11 protein-coding genes are annotated in these 19495 nt (G+C 68.8%); 9 read left to right on the forward strand and 2 right to left on the reverse strand.

The genetic code is table 11. From position 1 onward, the window contains the following. Positions 1 to 8 precede the first annotated feature (8 nt). From bcsB to ACSQ3Y_RS27150, 9 genes are all read left to right on the forward strand, one after another. Positions 9 to 2399, forward strand: coding sequence for a cellulose biosynthesis cyclic di-GMP-binding regulatory protein BcsB (bcsB, locus tag ACSQ3Y_RS27110; RefSeq protein WP_436179446.1), 2391 nt, complete (start codon positions 9 to 11; stop codon positions 2397 to 2399). Continuing rightward, entirely contained in the window at positions 2392 to 3543 is a 1152-nt protein-coding gene (gene bcsZ, locus ACSQ3Y_RS27115; RefSeq protein WP_057202018.1) for a cellulose synthase complex periplasmic endoglucanase BcsZ, read from the forward strand. The genes bcsB and bcsZ overlap by 8 nt, the downstream gene beginning before the upstream one ends. A 5-nt stretch (positions 3544 to 3548) precedes the next feature. After that, positions 3549 to 7460, forward strand: coding sequence for a cellulose synthase subunit BcsC-related outer membrane protein (locus tag ACSQ3Y_RS27120; protein ID WP_436179447.1), 3912 nt, complete (start codon positions 3549 to 3551; stop codon positions 7458 to 7460). 1 nt (position 7461) lies between these two features. Further along, positions 7462 to 9288 (forward strand): cellulose biosynthesis protein BcsE, encoded by a 1827-nt coding sequence (gene bcsE / locus ACSQ3Y_RS27125; protein WP_436179448.1) that lies wholly within the window; start codon positions 7462 to 7464, stop codon positions 9286 to 9288. Next, positions 9285 to 9458, forward strand: coding sequence for a hypothetical protein (locus ACSQ3Y_RS27130; RefSeq protein ID WP_157412458.1), 174 nt, complete (start codon positions 9285 to 9287; stop codon positions 9456 to 9458). Before bcsE ends, ACSQ3Y_RS27130 begins: the two co-directional genes overlap by 4 nt. A 25-nt stretch (positions 9459 to 9483) precedes the next feature. Next, positions 9484 to 10272 (forward strand): cellulose biosynthesis protein BcsQ, encoded by a 789-nt coding sequence (bcsQ, locus tag ACSQ3Y_RS27135; protein ID WP_436179449.1) that lies wholly within the window; start codon positions 9484 to 9486, stop codon positions 10270 to 10272. Further along, positions 10269 to 12779: a UDP-forming cellulose synthase catalytic subunit gene (bcsA, locus tag ACSQ3Y_RS27140; protein ID WP_436179450.1), complete on the forward strand. Its 2511-nt coding sequence runs from the start codon at positions 10269 to 10271 to the stop codon at positions 12777 to 12779. Before bcsQ ends, bcsA begins: the two co-directional genes overlap by 4 nt. Continuing rightward, complete coding sequence (gene bcsG, locus ACSQ3Y_RS27145) at positions 12776 to 14350, forward strand: cellulose biosynthesis protein BcsG (protein ID WP_436179451.1); 1575 nt, start codon at positions 12776 to 12778, stop codon at positions 14348 to 14350. The genes bcsA and bcsG overlap by 4 nt, the downstream gene beginning before the upstream one ends. A 190-nt stretch (positions 14351 to 14540) precedes the next feature. After that, on the forward strand, positions 14541 to 15773 hold the full coding sequence (locus ACSQ3Y_RS27150; protein ID WP_436179452.1) for a multidrug effflux MFS transporter: 1233 nt from the start codon (positions 14541 to 14543) through the stop codon (positions 15771 to 15773). A gap of 24 nt (positions 15774 to 15797) precedes the next feature. Here the strand turns inward: ACSQ3Y_RS27150 and ACSQ3Y_RS27155 are convergent, their stop codons facing one another. Together ACSQ3Y_RS27155 and ACSQ3Y_RS27160 are read right to left on the reverse strand one after the other, a co-directional pair. Continuing rightward, positions 15798 to 17267, reverse strand: coding sequence for a sensor domain-containing diguanylate cyclase (locus tag ACSQ3Y_RS27155; protein ID WP_200961107.1), 1470 nt, complete (start codon positions 17265 to 17267; stop codon positions 15798 to 15800). A 135-nt stretch (positions 17268 to 17402) separates the two neighbouring features. Next, complete coding sequence (locus ACSQ3Y_RS27160; protein ID WP_057268380.1) at positions 17403 to 19328, reverse strand: DEAD/DEAH box helicase; 1926 nt, start codon at positions 19326 to 19328, stop codon at positions 17403 to 17405. Between the last annotated feature and the right edge of the window lie 167 nt (positions 19329 to 19495).

Raw genomic sequence — 19495 nt, forward strand, 5'->3', positions numbered from 1 at the left:
AAAGCACCGTGAATTCTCGACACACCACCCGAACAGCTCCCCTGCTGGCTGCGCTGATGGCCCTGGGGCTGGTCTCTGCCCCCCTTCCCACGGCCCATGCCCAGACCGCGCCCGCCAAGGAGTCGACCGCCAAGGAGCGGGCCAAGGCGCGTGCGGCGCGCGCATCAGCCGCCGCCACGGCAGCATCCGAAAGCGCCGCCCCAGCTGCGGCGGCTTCGGCAGCCACGGCGCCAGCCCCCGCACTGCCGCTGCGCCAGTGGAAAACCAGCCTCAAGGACCTGGGCCTGGCGCGCCCTGTCACGCTGCGTGGCGTGGAGAGCGAAGCCAGCGTGGGCGTGGGTGTGCGGCGCGACGAAATCGTGGAGGCCGCGAGGCTGCGCCTGACCTTCACGCTTTCGCCGGCGCTGATCCCGAACCTGTCGCACCTCAAGGTGATCCTCAATGATGAGACGCTGCAGACCATCGTGCTCGACAAGGAGCGCCTGGGAACGCCGCAGACGGTCGAGATGAACATCGACCCGCGCTACTTCACCGACTACAACCGCTTTCGCTTCCAGTTCATCGGCCACTACACGATGGAATGCGAGGCGCCCAACCATTCGAGCCTGTGGGCCACCATCAGCAATGAAAGCCAGCTGGACCTGTCGCTGCGCCAGATCCCGCTGCGCGACGACCTGGCCCTGCTGCCCGCGCCGTTCTTTGACCCGCGTGACAACCGGCCGGTGAACCTGCCTTTCGTGTACGGCGCCAAGCCCAGCACCGGCACGCTCAAGGCCTCGGGCTCGATTGCCAGCTGGATCGGCATGCTCGCCGGCTACCGGGGCAACCAGTTCCCGGTGTTCGAGAACCAGCTGCCACGCCAGCACGCCGTGGTGCTGGCCACCAACGACAACCGCCCCGCCTTCCTGCAGGCGATGGCACCGGTCACCGAGCCCACCCTCTCCGTGGTGCCCCATCCCGACGTCCCGGGCGCCAAGCTGCTGCTGGTGCTGGGCAAGGACGATGCGCAGGTGCAGATGGCCGCTGACGCGCTGGCCCTGGGCAAGGCCGTGCTCTCGGGGCAGAGCATCGCCGTCAAGTCGCTTGAATACCCCGACCTGGCCAAGCCCTACGATGCGCCGCGCTGGATCACCACCAAGCGCCCCGTGCGCCTGGCCGAGCTGGTGCAGAGCGCGGCCGACCTGCAGTTGCGCGGCTCGGTGCTCAACGACACGGTGAACGTCTACACGCGCATGGCGCCCGACCTGTTCACCTGGAACGCCAAGGGCGTGCCGCTGGACCTGACCTACCGCTATACGCCCAACAGCGTGTCGGACCACGGCGCACTGAACATCTCGATCAACAACCAGTTCATCCAGTCCTACCCGCTGCAGTCTCGCGAAGACCGCACCAGCAGCAAGAGCACGGTGATGCTGCCGCTGTTCGACGACGGCAATGCGCAGACGCGTTCGGATCTGAAGATCCCGGCCTTCATGATCGGCGGCGACAACCAGCTGCAGTTCGCCTTCCAGATCCCGCCCAACGACCTGGGCCGCTGCCGCTCGGCCCCTCCCACCGAGCTGTTCGCCGCCATCGACCCGCAGTCGACCATCGACCTCACGGCCTTTCGCCACTACCTGGCCATGCCCAACCTGGCGGCCTATGCCAACAGCGGCTTCCCCTTCACGCGGGTGCCGGACCTGGCGCAGACTTCCATCATCCTGCCCAACCAACCCACGACCTCGGACGTGGAGGTCTTCCTCACCGCCGTGGGCCGCATGAGCGCCTCCACCGGCTACCCCGGCACGCGTTTCAAGCTGCTGCGCGCGGACGAGGCCGACAAGGCTGCCGACACCGACATCCTCGTGATCTCCCAGGCCGACAGCGACGGCCTGCTGCAGAAGTGGAAGAACCACCTGCCGGCCCTGCTGGCCGCAGGCGCGCGCTCAGTGCAGCCGCTGGAGCGCGCCATGGGCTCCTTCATCGACCTGTTCAACCTCGAATCCAACCAGCGCTTGTCGGCCTCGGGCGGCCAGGCCATCCTGCAGGGCAATGGGCCGCTGGCGGCCGTCACGGGCTTCGAGTCGCCCCTGTCGGCCGGGCGCAGCGTGGTGGCCCTCACGGCCACCGACAAGGAGGCCATGGCACTCCTGAGCCTGGGCCTGAACGACGCAGGCAAGATCAAGAGCCTGCGCGGTGACCTGGGCCTGATGCGCGGCGATGCCATCGAGAGCTTTCGCATCAAGCCCGTGTACTACGTGGGCGACCTGCCGTGGTGGCAGCGCCTGTGGTTCCACATGCACAGCCACCCGCTGCTGCTGGCCCTGGTGGGCATCGGCTCCGGCCTGCTCCTGACCTTCATCGTCTACGCCGCGCTGCGCAGCATGGCTCGGCGCCGACTGGCGGCACGCAATGACTGATTTCCTTCGACGCCGCACAGCGCTGCAGGCCGGTGCCGGTGCCGCGCTTCTGTCCTGCCTACCGGCCGCCCGGGCCCAGCAGGCGGGCGCCGGCCGCCCGACCTGGCCCGCCTGGGATGCCTTCAAGGCCCAGTTCATCAACGAAGGCGGCCGCGTGGTCTCCGACGATGACGGTGGCGGCCAGACCTACTCCGAAGGCCAGGGCTATGCGCTGTTCTTCGCGCTGGTGGCCAACGACCGGCCCATGTTCGACAAGCTGCTGCGCTGGACCGAGAACAACCTGTGCGCCGGCGACATGACGGCGCGCCTGCCTGCATGGCTCTGGGGCAAGCGGCCCGACGGCACCTGGGGCGTGATCGACGCCAACGCCGCCTCCGACGCCGACCTGTGGATCGCCTACGCCCTGGGCGAAGCCGGGCGCCTGTGGAACGAGCGCAGCTACCGGGCCCTGTCGGCCCTGCTGGCGGCGCGCGTGCTGCGCGAAGAAACCGCTGACATCCCGGGCCTGGGCCCCACCCTGCTGCCCGCACCCAAAGGCTTCGTGCAGCCCAACGGCCGCTGGCGCCTGAACCCGAGCTACATGCCCATGCACCTGATGCACTGGCTGGCGGCGGGTGACGCCGACCCGCAGTGGAAGCTGCTGGTGGACAGCTCGCTCAAGGTCATCCGCGGTTCGTCGCCCAAGGGCTTCACGCCCGACTGGACGGTGTACGACGCCAAGCAGGGCTTCCTCGTTGACACCGAGGGCAAGGAGAAGGGCCAGGGCACCTACAACGCCATCCGCGTCTACCTGTGGGCCGGCATGATGCATGCCGACGCACCGGGCCGCCGGGCGCTGCTCGACACCCTGGCGCCCATGGCCCGCTACGTGCGCGACCAGGGTTATCCGCCCGAATCCATCGACATCCTGAGCGCGCAGGCCTCGGGCCCCGCGCCCTCGGGCTTCTCGGCCGCGATGCTGCCCTTTCTGCGCGCCGCGGGGGACGACAAGGCCCTGCAATCGCAGCGCATGCGCCTGGAGGCCCGGCCCCTGCGGCCTACGGCCTACTACGAGCAGGTGCTGGCCCTCTTCGGCCAGGGCGCATTCGATGGCCAGTACCGCTTCACGGCGGCAGGCCAGCTCATCGCGCGGTGGAAGCCGTGACCCCCATGCCCAGCCGGCCGCGCCGACCCCGCCACTGGCTGCCCTCGCTCACCCTGCTGGCCGCCGCCTGCCTTCCGGCCAGCCACGGTGTGCTGGCCAGCGCGCCGCCGGCCATCGAGGCCGAGCTGCTCAGCGGTGCGCGTCTGTGGGCCTCCAAGAACCGCCCCGACATGGCGCGCCAGCTGATCGACAAGCTGCTGGCCATGGACCCCTACTCCCCCCAGGGCCTGGGCACCCTCGGTGACCTGGCGCTGCGCGAGAAGAAGACCGACGAGGCCAAGCGCATCCTGGGGACGCTGCGCACCCGCCACCCAGGGCACAAGGTGACGCAGGAGCTCGAAACCCTGGTGCGCGTGTACGGCCCCGACCGCGAAAAACTCTCGCAGATGCGCCTGATGGCGCGTGCCGGCCGCAAGGCCGAGGCCGCCGAGGTGGCGCGCGAGCTGTTTCCCAACGGCCCGCCCGAACTGGGCGGCCTGGCGCTGGAGTACCTGCAGATCGTGGGCGGCTCGGGCACCAAGGGCGGTGGCGGTGAGTCCGTGCGCCAGCTGGGCAAGCTCTACCAGGAGACGGGCGAGTCGCGCTACCGCCTGGCGCAACTCGAAATGCGCATGTACGGTGGCGAGAACCCCAGCGCCGTGGTGCAGGAGATCGAGGCGCTTGCCAAGCAGCCCGACGTGAATGCCCAGCAGCTGCAGGACCTGTGGCGCCGTGCCGTGGACCGGCTGCCCAACACCGCCGCGAACATGCCGCGCGTGCGCGCCTTCCTGCAGCGCTACCCGGCCGACCAGGCCATGGTCGACCGCCTGGCCGCCATGCAGCAGGCCGTGGAACGCGCGGAGCGCGCCGCCCGCGACCCGGCCAACATCGCGCGCAATGCTGCGCGCGTGGCACTGGACCAGGGCAACACCGAACGCGCCGAAGAGCAGTTGCAAACCGTGCTCGCGCTGCGCCCCGGCGATGGCGAGAGCCTGGGCAACCTGGGCATGATCCGCCTGCGCCAGGGCCAGCATGGAGAGGCGCAGGACCTGTTCGGCCAGGCCTTCGCGCTCACGCGGCAGGGCAAGTGGAAGGACCTGCAGGCCACCGCCCGGTTCTGGGGCTTTCTGCGCCAGGCCGATGTGGCGCTGGAGAAGAGCGAACTGGCCACGGCCGCCGACCTCGCGGGCCGGGCCCTGGCCATGCAGCCAGACAATGCCGAAGCACTGACCACACTGGCCAGCATCCGCGACCTGCAGGGCGACCGCACCCAGGCCGAAGCCCTGTACCAGAGTGCGCTCAAGGCCGGAGCCAACAGCAGCTCGGCCTTGAAGGGCCTGGCCGGTCTCTACGCCCGCACGGGCCGCTCGGGCGAAGCCCTGGTGCTGCTGGAAAAGGCCTCGGCCAGCGACGCGGCCCTGGGCGAGAAGCTCGTGGGCACGCAGGCCGACATCCTGGTGGCACAGGCCGACGGGCACATGCAGGCCCAGCGCCTGAGCGCCGCCATGCGCACGCTGGAGTCGGCCATCGTGCTGACGCCGGGCGATGCCTGGCTGCGCCACCGCCTGGCCCGCCTGTACCTGCGGCTGAACCTGCCGCGCGAGGCGCTGAGCGTGATGGACGAAGGCATCGCGCGGACCAGCACCGCCGCCGCGGACCGCAGCGCCATGCACTATGCGCGCGCCCTGATCCGTTCGGCCGTGGACAACGACCTGGGTGCCCTTGCCGACCTGGCACAAATCCCCGCTGCAGAACAGACCGATGCCATGCGGGCGCTGGTGCAGCGCTCCACGGTCAAATCGCTGGTCGCCCGGGCCGGCGCCAGCCGCGACACCGCCGAAGCACAGGCCTTGCTGGGCCAGGCCGAGCAAGCGGCCGGCAACGATGCCGAACTGCTGTATGCCGTGGCCAACACCTGGTTCCGCCGCACGCAACCGGCCCGTGGCGTGGCCGTGTTCGACCGCCTGGCCGCACGCAGCCCCGGTTTGCCGCCGGAGGTGCAGCTCGACCATGCCCAGTTGCTCAACCGCGCGCTGGACGACGCGGGCCTGGCCGCCCGCCTGCCCGCCCTGCTGCAGTCGCCGGGCTGGAGCGAGGAGCAGGAGGCACGGCTCATTGCCCTGTACACCGCGCACCGGGAGCGGCTCATCGAGCAGCAGCGCCAGGCCGGCAACCTGGGCGAGGCCTTGCGCCTGGCGCGCCAGCCGCTGCAGCTGCCCGACACGCCGACCACGGCGCAGCAGCGCACGCAGACGCAGGCGCGCCTGCTCATGGCGGCCGGCGAGTACGCCGATGCGGCCCGGTTGCTGGCACCGCTGGCCAAGGCACAGCCCGACAGCCTGGAAATCCGCATGAACCTGGCGGACGCCCTGTCGCGCCTGGGCGATGCACGGGGTGCCACCGAGCAGGCGCTGTGGCTGCAGGACCACCTGCCGCCCACCGACGCCGGCCAGCAACTGGCGCTGCTGCGCATCTGGCAGCGCGCAGGCCGCATGGACGAGGCGCGTGCCCTGTCCGCCAGGCTGCTGCAGGCCTTCCCGCAGGACAGCGACGTGCTGCTGCATGCCGCGCGGCTGGAGCGCGCCAACCGCAACTATGCGCAGGCGCTGGTGTTTTTCCGCAGCGCGCTCACGCTGGAGACGCGCGGCGCTGCCAGCCCGCCCACGGAGCCCGCTCCAAGCGAATCCGCAGTGGTCGAGCCCCCGCTGGTGCTGCAGCAAAGCTACGCCCTCTCACTGCCGGTCGACCAGGCCGTGGTGGCCAAGATCCAGGGCGAGATCGACTCCATCGAGGCGCGCCGACAGGTGTGGATCGAAGCCGCCCACACGGGGCTGCGCAAGAACTCCACCGACGGCATCTCCAGCCTGCGCGGCTGGGAGCGGCCCCTGGTGGCCTTCATGCCGCGCGGCTACGACGGGCACTACTTCCTGCACGTGGACCGGGTCAAGCTCGATGCGGGCGAACTGCCTGCCGATGGCTCGGATTTCACGGACTTCGGCCAGATCGCGGCGCTGCCGCCCAATTCGCCATTGGCCTACCGGCGCCAGCGCGGCTCGGGCACCAACCTGGGCTTCGGCTTTGTAGGCGACGATTTCCAGTGGGACATCGGCACCACGGGCGTGGGCTTTCCGGTGACCAACCTGGTGGGCGGCATCGCCAGGACCGGCGACCTGGGCCGCTACGGCTACAAGCTCGAAGGGTTCCGCCGCCCCATCACGGGCAGCCTGCTGTCGTATGCCGGCGCGCGCGACCCCATCACCGGCCAGGTGTGGGGCGGCGTGGTGGCCACGGGCGCTTCCGGGCGCCTGTCGACCGACTTCGGCCCCTACAGCAGTTCGGTGAACCTGAGCCTGGCGGCCCTCACGGGCAAGAACGTGGAGAGCAACATCCGCGCCCAGTTGCGCATGGCGGTGGACCGCGATGTCTGGAAGAACAGCCACAGCGTGGTGAACATGGGCGTGACCTTCTCGGCCTGGCACTACGGCAAAGACCTGTCGGAGTACAGCTTCGGCCATGGCGGCTACTACAGCCCGCGCAGCTATGCCTCGGTGGCCCTGCCCATCGAGTGGAGCGGCCGCAAGGGGGCGTTCACCTGGCTTGCGCGGGGCGCGATCTCGGTCTCGCGCAGCAGCAGCGCCGACACCGATTACTTTCCGCAGAACGCGCTGCTGCAGTCGCTGGCGCGCGCGCGCCTGGCCGAAAGCGGCAGCGTGCCGGTGTACACGGGCAGCTCCGGCTCGGGCTTCGGCCGATCCTTCCGCGGCGTGCTGGAGTACCAGGTCAGCAAAAACCTCGCACTGGGTGCCCAGCTGGAGCTGGACCGCTCGGCCTACTACGCGCCCACCAACCTCATGGTCTACGGCCGCTACCGCTTCGATCCGGTGCTCGCGCCGCTGGAGAACCGGCCGCGCCCCGTTCAGCCCTACTCGAGTTTCTGAGATGTCCTCCGCCTCTCCCTCCCAGCGAAAAGCCGCCCCGCCTGCGGGTTGGCCGCGCTCCCTTGCCCGGCTCGTGCGCCCCCCTTCGCGCAAGGACATGGTCGGCAGCGCCGCCCCCACGCGCATTGGCATAGACGGCCTGCCCGACGGCGTGGGGCAGTTGCCGCCGCATGTGCCGGTGTCGCTGGTGGCAGCCGACGACAGCAGCGCCGCGCTGTGGTTACCGGCCCTCATCGAGGATGCCGTCGCCGCAGGCCCGGTGGCCCTGGTGGCATCGGGCACCGCATGGGCGGACGAACTGCTGCTGCGCCCACGTGTCCGCGAAGCCTACCGCACGGGCCGGCTCAGGCTGTGGGTGCTCTCGCCCGGCCTGCAGGCCGAGGTGCGGCGCCACGGCCTGCCGCCTTTGATGGACGAGCTCGGGCGCACGGGACTCCGAGACGAACACGCCCTGTACATCTGCGATGCGCAGGGCCTGCTGACGGGCCTGAGCGTGACCGAGCTGGCGCGCGTGAGCCGCCAGCTCAGTGCGCTGTGCCGCGAGCGGCTGCGCCCCGTGGTGCTGGGCTTCTTTCCCCCGCTGGAACCCGAGGTGCTGCTGCCTGCGCTGCGCAACCTGTGCCAGATGTCCATGCACATCGCCACGCTGCACACCGAGGCCGACCGCTGGAGCCTGGGCCTGGAGCGCTGGAATACCGATGCCGGCGCCCTCTTCCAGACCGCCTTCGGCCTGCTGCACGACGGCGCATCGGGCCGCCTGGCCGCCGATGGCACGCGCACCCGCGGCGCCGTGCGCGAGCTGGTCGAGGCCGTGGACCAGTCGGAGGTGATCGCCACACGCGCCTCGGTCGATGGCCAGCGCGGCGTGCCCGGCCACTGGCGCATCGTCGACAGCCTGGCCGACATGGAAGTGGCCGCCGCCGCAAGCGTGGCCGCCACGGTGCTGATCGACGCCGGCCAGGCGTCGGACTTCGAGGCGCGCGCGCGCCTGGTGCACCAGCTGCGCCTGTCACGCCCGCTCACGCTCAAGATCGTGGTGCGTGAAAACCTGGGCAAGCTGCGCACGCACAGCGAGCAGGCCCTGCTGCAACTGGGTGCGAGCGCCGTGGTCTACAAGGAAGTGGGCTTCTCCCGGCTGCTGCAGCTGCTGCAGGACATCAACGCCCAGAGCCACACGCGCAAGGTGCACCCCGACTACGAAGAGGCGCTCGGCAGCTTCATGCCCGCGCGCGAGCGCGGCTACCAGCCGCCCGCGCAGTTCTGCACCCTGGTGCGCGGCATGCTGGACCGCACGCACGGCATCGGCCTGTCGCACAGTCTGGTGCGGCTGAACGTGCTGGCGCAGATCCCCCACCTCGACGCCCTGCGCGCCTGCCACACCTCGCGCGACGGTGACCTGTTCACGGCCGACCACGAAAGCGTCTACGTCTTTCTGTTCGCCTGCCGCGAACCCGACGTCGAGCTGGCCCTCAACCGCCTGTTCACGCTGCCATTGACCCAGCTGTTCTCCAGCGAAGCCACCGACAGCTCGGACACCGGCATCCGCGCCATGGTGACGCCCTTGCAGGAATCGCTGCGCAAGGGCCTGCCCGACTACAGCGCCGCCCTGGCGGACAGCCCCCGGCCCAGCGCTTCACCGGCCCCAGCGCTGGTGGCGCAGGCGGTGGCACCGGTCTCTGCAGCGCTGCCGACCGCGCCCATCCCGGCGCCCGATGCGCCCGGCACCGAATCCCGCCCGCTGCTGCCCATGGCCGCCGGGCCTGGCGTGCAGCACCGGCCCATTGGGCGGCGTGCCGTGCCGCGCCCCTCACCGAGGTCCATGGCATGAAGATCCTGATGGAGCTGCTGCTCTACACCGTGCTGGGCGCGCTGCTGGCCTGGCCCTGCTGGCTGGTGCTGCGCCGCCTGCGGCACGCGCGCCGGCCGCTGCGCTGCGTGCAGCCCTACCGCCCTGAGCTGCCGCCCCCCGGGGCAGTGACCCCGCCCCGCGCGGAATGACCGAACGAATGAAGAGAGACCCTGCATGCGCGTGATTGCCATCGTATCGCCGCTCGGTGGATCGGGGCGAACCACCCTGGCCGCCCACCTGGCCACGCTCCTGGCGCGCCAGGGCCAGCCCTGCCTGGCGGTGGAACTGTGTGCCCAGAACCTGCTCGCCAGGCACCTGGGCATGCAAGAGCCCAGTGCCCTGGGCTGGGCGCCCCTGGCAGCGGCGGGCCAGTGGTGGGCCGATGGCGGCTTCGACAACACGGACGGCGTCAGCGTGCTGCCCTTCGGCAAGGCGCCGCCCGATGCCATCGAAGCCCTGCACCGGCAACTGCAGGCGCAACCGCGCTGGCTGCTGGACCAGCTGGAACTGCTCGACGTGCCCGACGATTGCACGGTGGTGCTGGACACGCCCGCGTGGCCATCGCCCCTGGCGCAGGCAGCGCTGCGCTGTGCCGATGTGGTGCTGGTGACGCTGGAAGCCTCTGCCCGCGCCTGCGCCGACCCCGCCGGGGTGCAGGCCATGCTGCACGAGGCCGCAGCGGCACCGGCCGACCAGGGCGTGCTGGTGACGCGCTTCGACCCGCGCCGCATTTCGCACCGCGAGGCCCTGCAGACGCTGCGCCAGCAATGGGGCGAACAGCTGATTCCCTACACGCTGCACGAAGACGAGAACATCCCGCGCGCGCTGGCACGCGCGATGTGCGTCCACAGTTTCGCGCCCCAAGCCCAGTCTGCCCATGACCTGCAGGGCGTGTGCAACTGGCTCACCGGCCAGCGCCAGGCGCCCTCGTCGATGCTGGTGGCTGGAGCCAGCCGCCCATGACTGCGCAAACCGATACCAGCGCGGCCCTGCCCGCTGACACCCCGCGAGCGCAGGAAGCGCGCGCACGGCTGCGCCTGGCGTGGGCCTGGCTGGCGCGCCAGCTCGAAGTGGCGCCCGGTGCCCCCTGGTGGATGTGGCTGTGGCGCTGCGTGGTGCTGCCCGCCACCCCGGAGCGCGCCCTGCTGCCCTGGCTGCTGCAGCCGCTGCACTGGCTGTTTGCCGGCCTCGGCTTCGTGCTGCGCTGGGGCTGGAAGGGCCTGGCGCTGCTGCTGACCGCCGTGTTCTGGCCGATCCGGCTGTTCCTGCGCGCCATGGACCGCCTGGCCGCCCACGTCAATGTGGGAAAAGGCATGCGCCTGGCCGACCAGGTGCTGTCCCCTGCCCTGGAAATCCCCGGACTGCGCTGGGCCGTGCTGGCCGTGGGCATGGTGGCCGGCCTGGTCGTGATGACCACGCCCTTCAACTGGTTCGGGCAGACCCTGTTCATGCTGCTGTGCTGGAGCCTGTCGCTGGTGCTGCGCCGCCTGCCCGGGCGCTACCCGTCGCTGGCCCTTGCCGCCATCAGCCTGCTGGCCATGGGCCGCTATGCCTGGTGGCGCATCACCTCGTCCATCGAGTTCGACTCGGTCATCGAGTCCTTCCTCGGCTATGGCCTGCTGGCCGCCGAGGCCTACACCTGGCTGGTGGTGGTGCTGGGCTTCATCCAGACCGCCTGGCCGCTGCACCGCCGCCCGGCCGAACTGCAGGGCATGGCGGCATCGTGGCCCACGGTGGATGTGTACATCCCCACCTACAACGAGCCACTGAGCGTGGTGCGCACCACGGTGCTGGCCTCCATGGCGCTGGACTGGCCCAAGGACAAGGTCAAGGTCTTCATCCTGGACGACGGTCGGCGCGAGGAATTCCGCGAGTTCGCCGAGTCCATGGGCGTGGGCTACATCGTGCGCCCCGACAACAACCATGCCAAGGCCGGCAACCTGAACCACGCGCTGGCCAAGACGGACGGCGAGCTGGTCGCCATCTTTGACTGCGACCACATCCCCACGCGCTCCTTCCTGACCACCGCCGTGGGCTGGTTCCAGCGCGACCCCAAGTGCGCCATGCTGCAGACGCCGCACCATTTCTTCTCGCCGGACCCGTTCGAGCGCAACCTGGGTACCTTCCGCCGCGTGCCCAACGAGGGCGCGCTGTTCTACGGCCTGATCCAGGACGGCAACGATTTCTGGAACGCCACGTTCTTCTGCGGCTCCTGCGCCGTGATCCGCCGTGGCCCGCTGATGGAAGTGGGCGGCATCGCCGTGGAGACGGTGACCGAGGACGCGCACACGGCCCTCAAGCTGCACCGGCGCGGCTACACCACGGCCTACATCAACGAGACGCAGGCCGCCGGCCTGGCCACCGAGAGCCTGTCGGCCCATGTGGGCCAGCGCATCCGCTGGGCGCGCGGCATGGCGCAGATCTTCCGCGTGGACAACCCCTTCACGGGCAAGGGGCTCACGCTGTGGCAGCGCATCTGCTATGCCAATGCCATGGTGCACTTCTTCTTCGGGCTGCCGCGGCTGGTGTTCCTCACCGCGCCCATGGCTTTCCTGTTCTTCGAGTGGCACATCATCAACGCTGGCGCCATCATGATCGCGCTGTACGTGCTGCCCTACATCCTGCAGTCCAACATCGCCAACGCCCACGTGCAGGGCGAGCACCGGCACACCTTCTGGGCCGAGGTCTACGAGACGGTGCTGGCCTGGTACGTGGCCCTGCCCACCACGGTGGCGCTGATCAACCCGCGCCTGGGCAAGTTCAACGTCACGGCCAAGGGCGGGCTGGTGGACCAGCCCTATTTCGACTGGGTGATCTCGCGCCCCTACACGGTGCTGGTGCTCCTGAACTTCGCCGCCTTCGGCATGGGGCTCATGCGCCTGTTCTTCTGGAACACCGAGGAGACGGCCACGGTGCTGCTGAACCTGCTGTGGACCACCTACAGCATCCTGATGCTGGGCGCCGCGCTGGGCGTGGCCTCCGAGGCACGCCAGGTGCGCCGCATGCACCGCGTGTCCACGCAGCTGCAGGCCACCCTGTACCAGGACGACGGCAGCGTGCTGACGGCCGTGTGCACCGATTTCTCGATGACCGGCGTGGGCCTGCAGCTGCCGCAAGGCACGCAGCTCACCGTGGGCGAGCAGGTCCAGGTGGGCCTGTGGCGCGGCGATACCGAATGCACTTTCCCTGCCACCATCATGCTGCACCGGGGCCAGAGCGCCACGGGCCTGCAATTCGACCCCATGACCCGCGAACAACAGATTGACCTGGTGCAGTGCACCTTCGCGCGCCCCGACACCTGGCGCGAGTGGAACGACAGCCATGACACCGACCGCCCCCTGCACGGCCTGCAGGAGATCGCGCAGCTGGGGGTGCTGGGCTACCGCAAATTCTGGGGATCGCTGGTGGATGCCGCCAAGGCCCGCTGGCCGCTGGGTGGCCAGCGCGGGCAACAGAGGCTGCGTGCATGAGCTACTGGAACCTGTATTTCCTGGCCAAGGTCGGCCTGACCTTCACCGGCTACATCGGCTTCAACTGGTGGCTGAACCTGCTGCTGTGGCTGGCGCTGCTGCCACCCATCGGCCACCGGCTGCTGCGGCGCACCCGCGCGGTGCTGGCCTGGCCGGCGGCGCTGGCGCTGCTCTACCACGACTCCTACCTGCCCACGCCGGCACGCGTGCTCTCCCAGCTCAAGGCGCTGGCCGGCTTCAGCGCAGACTACTGGCTGGAGCTGGCCACACGGCTGGTGAATCCTGCGGCGCTGGTGCTGGCCATTGCCGGACTGTTCCTGTACGCAGCGCTGGCGCGCCGCGTGCGCTTTGCCACCTTCGCCCTGGCCGGCATCCTCAGCGTACCGCTGGTGGCGGCCATCCAGGAGCACAAGGCCCAGGAAAATGAAGCCGGCGGCACCCTGGCCAGCCAGGGCGATGGCACGCAGCCGGCCGATGCCTCGGACCCCGATGCCCTGTTGCAGAAGTTCTACGCCAGCGAGGGCCAGAAACGCCTGCAGTTCACCTCGGCCGCGGGCAGCACGCCCCCCTTCGACATCATCCTGCTGCACGTGTGCTCGCTGTCCTGGGACGACATGGAGTTCGTGGGCCAGCGCAACCACCCGCTGCTGCAGCGCTTCGATGTGCTGTTCACCAACTTCAACAGCGCGGCCAGCTACAGCGGCCCGGCCTCGCTGCGGGTGCTGCACGGCTCGTGCGGGCAGACGCCGCACAAGAAGCTCTACGAGGGCATCGATCCGCAGTGCTACGTGTTCCCCAACCTGGAAAAACTGGGCTACCAGACGGCGGGCCTGCTGAACCATGATGGCCTCTACGAAGAGTTCGCCCACACGCTGGAGCAGCGCGGGGGCCTGGCCGGCAAGCTGCAGCGCAACCAGGATGCGCCGGTGCACATGCAGAATTTCGATGGCTCGCCGATCTACAACGACTACGCACTGTTGTCGCAGTGGTGGAAGAAGCGCAGCGCCCAGAGCGGCGGCGCGCCGGTGGCGATGTACTACAACACCATCTCGCTGCACGATGGCAACCGCGTGCCGGGCATGAGCTCGCGCAGCAGCCTCGATACCTACAAGCCGCGCCTGGTGCAGCTGATGGCCGACTTCGACAAGTTCATCACGGAGCTGGAGACCGCTGGCCGCCCGGTGGTGGTGGTGCTGGTGCCCGAGCACGGCGCCTCGCTGCGCGGCGACAAGATCCAGATCTCGGGCATGCGCGAGATCCCGGGCCCGCGCATCACCCTCGTGCCGGCCGCCGTGAAGCTGGTCGGCATGAAGAAGGCTGCGGACGCGCCGCCCGCCGCGCCGGTGGTGGTGAACCAGCCCATGAGCTACCTGGGCCTGTTCACGCTGTTGGGTGATCTGCTCAGCGACAGCCCCTATGCCGCATCGGCCCGCCCCCTGGCCGAGCGCGTGAAGGCGCCCGAGACGACGCCTTTCGTCTCGGAGAACGCGGACGTGATCGTGATGCGCAACGCCGCCGGCAAGTACATGATGAAGTCGGGCAACGGAGAGTGGATTCCGTATACCTACTGATACATCGGTGCCCTGGGGCGCTTTGCGCCTGGGTACCGGCCGGGCAGCCCCAATCTGGTGCAGGGATTGCGCTGGCACAGTGCCGCAGGCCGCCGCTTCCCGCATAATCGGTCGGAGAGCCCGCCAAGCGTCGGGGCCTCTTTCCTGCCCGCCTGCGGCGCACCCCTCACGAACTCCCGGCTCCTCCCGCATGAACCCACAAGCCCATCTGCTCTGGAAAGCACCCCGTTGGGCCCTGGCGGTGCTGCTGGCGGTGCTGGGCATGCTGGGGCCGTTCTCCATCGACACCTACATCCCGGCGTTTTCGGGTATCGCGGCGGCGCTGGGCGCCACGCCGGTGGAGATGCAGCAGACGCTGTCGGCCTACCTGTTCGGCTTTGCCTTCATGAGCCTGTTCCACGGCGCGCTGGCCGACAGCTTCGGCCGCCGGCCGGTGATCCTCTGGGGCATCGCGGTGTTCACGCTGGCATCGGCGGGCTGCGCGCTGTCGCAGACCATCGGGCAATTGGTGGTGTTCCGTGCGCTGCAAGGCCTGTCCACAGGCGCGGGCATCGTGGTCTCGCGGGCGGTGATCCGCGACATGTTCCCGCCCGCCCAGGCCCAGAAGGTGATGAGCCAGGTCACGATCTATTTCGGCGTGGCCCCGGCCATCGCGCCCATCGTGGGTGGCTGGCTGTTCGTGCACACCGGCTGGCACAGCATCTTCTGGTTCCTGACCCTGGTGGGCGTGGTGCTGTGGACGGCCAACTACCGGCTGCTGCCCGAGACGCTGCACATCGAGCAGCGCCAGCCCTTCAACGTGCGCCACCTGATGCAGGGCTACGTGCAGCTGGGTTCGAGCGCGCGTTTCGTGCTGCTGGCGCTGGCCAGCGGTGTGCCCTTCAATGGCATGTTCCTGTACGTGCTGTCGGCGCCCGCCTTCCTGGGCGATCACCTGTCGCTGGCACCCACGCAGTTCTTCTGGTTCTTCATCCTCACCATCTCGGGCATCATGGGCGGGGCCTGGCTCAGCGGGCGCCTGGCCGGGCGCATTCCGCCCAAGCGGCAGATCCGCCACGGCTTTCTGATCATGTTCACGGTGGCGGTGCTGAACCTGGCGGCCAACCTGCTGTTCCCACCGCATGCCTGGTGGGCACTGCTGCCGATTGCGGTGTTTGCCTTTGGCTGGGCCCTCATGGTGCCGGTGGTGACCCTGCTGGTGCTGGACCTGTACCCCGAGCGGCGGGGCATGGCCTCATCGATGCAGGCCTTCGTGGGTTCCACGGCCAACGGGCTGGTGGCGGGCGTGATCGCCCCGCTGGTGATGCATTCGACCATTTTGCTGGCCCTGTCATCCTTGCTGATGATGGGCATCGGCATGCTCGCCTGGATCTACCTGCACCACCGCTGGCCCGACATCGGCCGCATGCCCATCAATCTCTGACCCGCCCCAGCACCGGCTCCGGCATCACGACCCCGGTTGCCGGCGGTCGATGTTCTTTTGCTGGTAGTAGCGGTTCTTTTCCGCGTACATGGCCTGGTCGGCACGGTTGATGGTCGCCTCCACTGCATCGCCCGACTGGCAGCTGGCAATACCCATGGCCAGGCTCAGGTGCTGGCCGGGGTAAAACTGGTTGTTCAGGTCCAGCATGGAGATGATGCGCTCCTGCAATGCCAGGGCGCCGCGCTCGTCGGTGCCCGGCAGCAGCACGGTGAACTCGTCGCCACCGATGCGTGCCGCACAGGCCGGGGCATCCACGGCCTTGGCCAGCACCTCGCCCACGCGGCGCAGCATGGAGTCACCGGCCGCATGGCCCTGCTCATCGTTGACGACCTTGAGGCCGTTGAGGTCGATGGCGATGACGGACAGCGGCCAGGGCCCCTTGCGCGTGAGCCGGTTGAGCTCTTCGGCATAGAAGGCGCGGTTGCGCAACTGGGTCAGCACGTCGTGCTTGCCCAGGTACTCGAGGTAGGCTTCGGCCTTCTTGCGGGCGGTGATGTCCACCAGCGACAGCAGCACCAGGCCCCAGTCGTGCCGGTGGCTGTCGGGCACCGAGAACTGCATGTGGATGTTCACCGCATCGCCCGAGAGCGAATAGTTCACCACCTCGCGCTGCTGGAAGGTCTTGCCCTCCCACAGGTCCTGCAGTTGTTCGCCGAAGGATTCGTGCATCTCGCCCCGGAACACGCGGCCGATGCTGTTGAGCAGCATCTCCTTGCTGGAGGCACCGAACATGCGCAAGGTCTGCTGGTTCACGTCGATGACGCGGATCTCCTGCATGCAGCGGGCCACGAAGTCCGGGTGCACCTTGAGGAAGGTCTTGAAATCGCCGATGCCCTGGGCACGCACGCCATCGAGCAGGTTCTTGACCGCGCTGAAGTCCTCGACCCACAGCGACACGGGCGAATGCTCGAACAGGTCGCGCGCGTACTGCTCGCTGCGCTGGATGCGGCGCGCATCGTTGAACTGCACGGTGTTGTCTTCGAGCGAAACGAGCACGCGGCTCCAGTCGTGCTCGTGGCCGGGCAGGATGCGCGCACGCACCTGCACGTCCAGGCGCCGGCCATCGAGCGCGTAGTTCACGGTCTGGTTGGAGAACTCCAGCTGCCCGTCCCACAGCTGCGCCAGCTCGTGCGCGGCGGTGTCGTGCCGGTCGTCGCGAAAGACCTTGTCCAGGTTGGCGACCAGGTGCTCCAGGCTGTTGGCAGAGAACAGCTCGAGTGTGCGGCGGTTGACCTGCAGGACGCGCAGCGATGCGCTGCACTGGCGCAGGCGGGCCCGGTCCTCGGACAGGTGCGCGCGGATATCGGTCACCCCTTGCGCGCGCCAGCCGTCGAACAGCTGCTTGAGTTCGCTGAAGTCCTCAAGCCACAACGACACGGGCGTCAACTCGAACATGTGCTCGTAGTCGGCCCCCGAGGATAGAGATGACACCACGACAATTTCCTCCGTGGGCAATTATTGACGACATGGCCAGGGAAAACCGGGCCTGTGCAATCTGCCGACGCAAAAAAGGGCTGGCACCTTGCGGTGCCAGCCCTTCATGACCTTCAGACCAGGGTGTCTGTGTGATCAGCGTGCAGGACGGGCAGGACGCTTGCGTGCGTCGTGGGCCACGAACGGCTTGGCGCCGCCAGCGCCGGCTGGCTTGGAGAATGCGGGCTTGCGGGGAGCAAAGTCACCACGCGGTGCACCGGCGTCGGCACGGGGGGCAAAGCGGCCCTGGCCCGCGTCACCAAAGCCTGGCTTGCGGCCATAGCCATCGGCATCGCGGCGGGGAGCGCCACCACCAAAGCCACGGTCTTCACGGGGAGCGCCGTAGCCGCCGCCACCGTTGCCACCCTGGTAGCCACCTTCACGGCCGCCACCCTGGGGGGCGCCGCGGTTGTCGCTGCCACGGCCGGCAAAGCCGCCGCCAAAGCCACCACCGAAACCGCCACGGTCGTTGCCACCGCGGTCATTACCACGTGCGGGGCCATTGAAGCGGCCGCGCGATGGGTTTTCACGGTTGTCGTACGAACGGCCTGGGGCACCACGGCCACCGCCGAAGTCGCCACCGCGCGGTGCCTGGGGCGAGCGCTGCGTGGGTTCCATGCCGGCGATCACTTCCGATTTGAACTGCTGGCGGCTGTAGCTTTCGATGTCGAAAATCTTGCGGCGATCGCGGAACTCGGCGAAGGTCACAGCCAGGCCGTCGCGGCCGGCACGGCCGGTACGGCCGATGCGGTGGGTGTAGTCCTCTGCCTTCATGGGCAGGCCGAAGTTGAACACGTGGGTGATCGTGGGCACGTCGATGCCGCGGGCAGCCACATCGGTCGCCACCAGGATCTGCACCTGGCCGGCGCGCAGCGCCATCAGGCGGCGGTTGCGCAGGCCCTGGCTCAGGGCACCGTGCAGTGCCACGGCCGAGAAGCCTTCCTGTTGCAGGTCGTTGGCCAGGCCGTCGCACTCCACCTGGGTGCTGGCGAAAACGATGGCCTGGTTGATCGTGGTGTCACGCAGCCAGTGGTCCAGCAGCTTGCGCTTGTGCTGGGCGTTGTCGGCCCAGTACAGCATCTGCTTGATGTTGGCGTGCTTCTCTTGTGGAGAATCAATGGTCACCTTCTGCACCGACGAACCGCCGTCGTGCATCACGCGCATGGCCAGTTGCTGGATGCGCGGCGCGAACGTGGCGCTGAACATCATGGTCTGCTTGCGCTGGCTGGTCAGCTGGTTCAGTTCGGCCAGGTCGTCCGAGAAGCCCAGGTCGAGCATGCGGTCGGCTTCGTCGACGACCAGGAATTGCACCTTGTCGAGCTTGATCTGCATCGAGCGCTGCAGGTCCAGCAGGCGTCCGGGGGTGGCGACCACGAGGTCGGCGTTCTGCAGCTTGGCGATCTGCAGTTGGTAAGGCATGCCGCCCACCACGTTGGCAACGCGCAGGCCACGGCAATGCTTGACCAGGTCGATGGCGTCGTGCGCCACCTGTTGCGCCAGTTCACGCGTGGGGCACAGGATCAGGGCGCCAGGAGTGGCGGCCTTGAAGTTGCGCGAGCTGGTGGGGTCCTTGCGCTTGGCGCGCTTGGGAGCAGGTTCGCCACGCTCGGCGGCTTCGGCCACGGAACGATCAAAGGCAGCGCGTTCTTCGGCTTCGGCAGCGGCTTGCTGGTTGATCAGCGTGTGCAGCACGGGCAGCAGGAAGGCGGCGGTCTTGCCCGAGCCGGTCTGGCTGGAGACCATCAGGTCGATGAACTTCGAGGCATCGCTGCCCATGGCCAGGGGAATGGCCTTGAGCTGCACGCTGGTGGGCTGGGTGTAGCCCAGGTCGGCCACGGCCTGCACGAGTTCAGGGGCCAGGCCCAGTTCCACGAAACCATTGGGTTCGGCGGTCACGGCGGCATCGGCTTCAGCGGCGGATTCCACCACGGCGTCGAGGGGGGAGGACTGCACGGAAATGTCGGCAGCAAAGGAAGTGTCGGCAGGCGCGAATTCGCCCTGCACCAAGGAGGTGTCGGTCATGATTTTTCTCTCACGAAGACGGCCGCAGGCGGAGCCCACGGTTGGCTTCGTTAAATGGTTAAAAAACATCAACCATCAAACGAAACCTGCGCTGACTCAGAAGGTCAAGGCGGGTGGGCGTTATTCGCCAGTCCTGCACTGTCTTGGACAGTCGGCTGGCAAGCCCG

It is taken from the genome of Acidovorax sp. LjRoot66, assembly GCF_964253305.1.
Classification (GTDB): Bacteria; Pseudomonadota; Gammaproteobacteria; order Burkholderiales; family Burkholderiaceae_C; genus Acidovorax.

What these genes read in the sequence shown, in the direction of transcription:
- bcsZ (WP_057202018.1), top strand. Translation starts at nt 2,392, where the DNA reads ATGACTGATTTCCTTCGACGCCGCACAGCGCTGCAGGCCGGTGCCGGT.
- ACSQ3Y_RS27120 (WP_436179447.1), top strand. Translation starts at nt 3,549, where the DNA reads ATGCCCAGCCGGCCGCGCCGACCCCGCCACTGGCTGCCCTCGCTCACC.
- bcsE (WP_436179448.1), top strand. Translation starts at nt 7,462, where the DNA reads ATGTCCTCCGCCTCTCCCTCCCAGCGAAAAGCCGCCCCGCCTGCGGGT.
- ACSQ3Y_RS27130 (WP_157412458.1), top strand. Translation starts at nt 9,285, where the DNA reads ATGAAGATCCTGATGGAGCTGCTGCTCTACACCGTGCTGGGCGCGCTG.
- bcsQ (WP_436179449.1), top strand. Translation starts at nt 9,484, where the DNA reads ATGCGCGTGATTGCCATCGTATCGCCGCTCGGTGGATCGGGGCGAACC.
- bcsA (WP_436179450.1), top strand. Translation starts at nt 10,269, where the DNA reads ATGACTGCGCAAACCGATACCAGCGCGGCCCTGCCCGCTGACACCCCG.
- bcsG (WP_436179451.1), top strand. Translation starts at nt 12,776, where the DNA reads ATGAGCTACTGGAACCTGTATTTCCTGGCCAAGGTCGGCCTGACCTTC.
- ACSQ3Y_RS27150 (WP_436179452.1), top strand. Translation starts at nt 14,541, where the DNA reads ATGAACCCACAAGCCCATCTGCTCTGGAAAGCACCCCGTTGGGCCCTG.
- ACSQ3Y_RS27160 (WP_057268380.1), bottom strand. Translation starts at nt 19,328, where the DNA reads ATGACCGACACCTCCTTGGTGCAGGGCGAATTCGCGCCTGCCGACACT.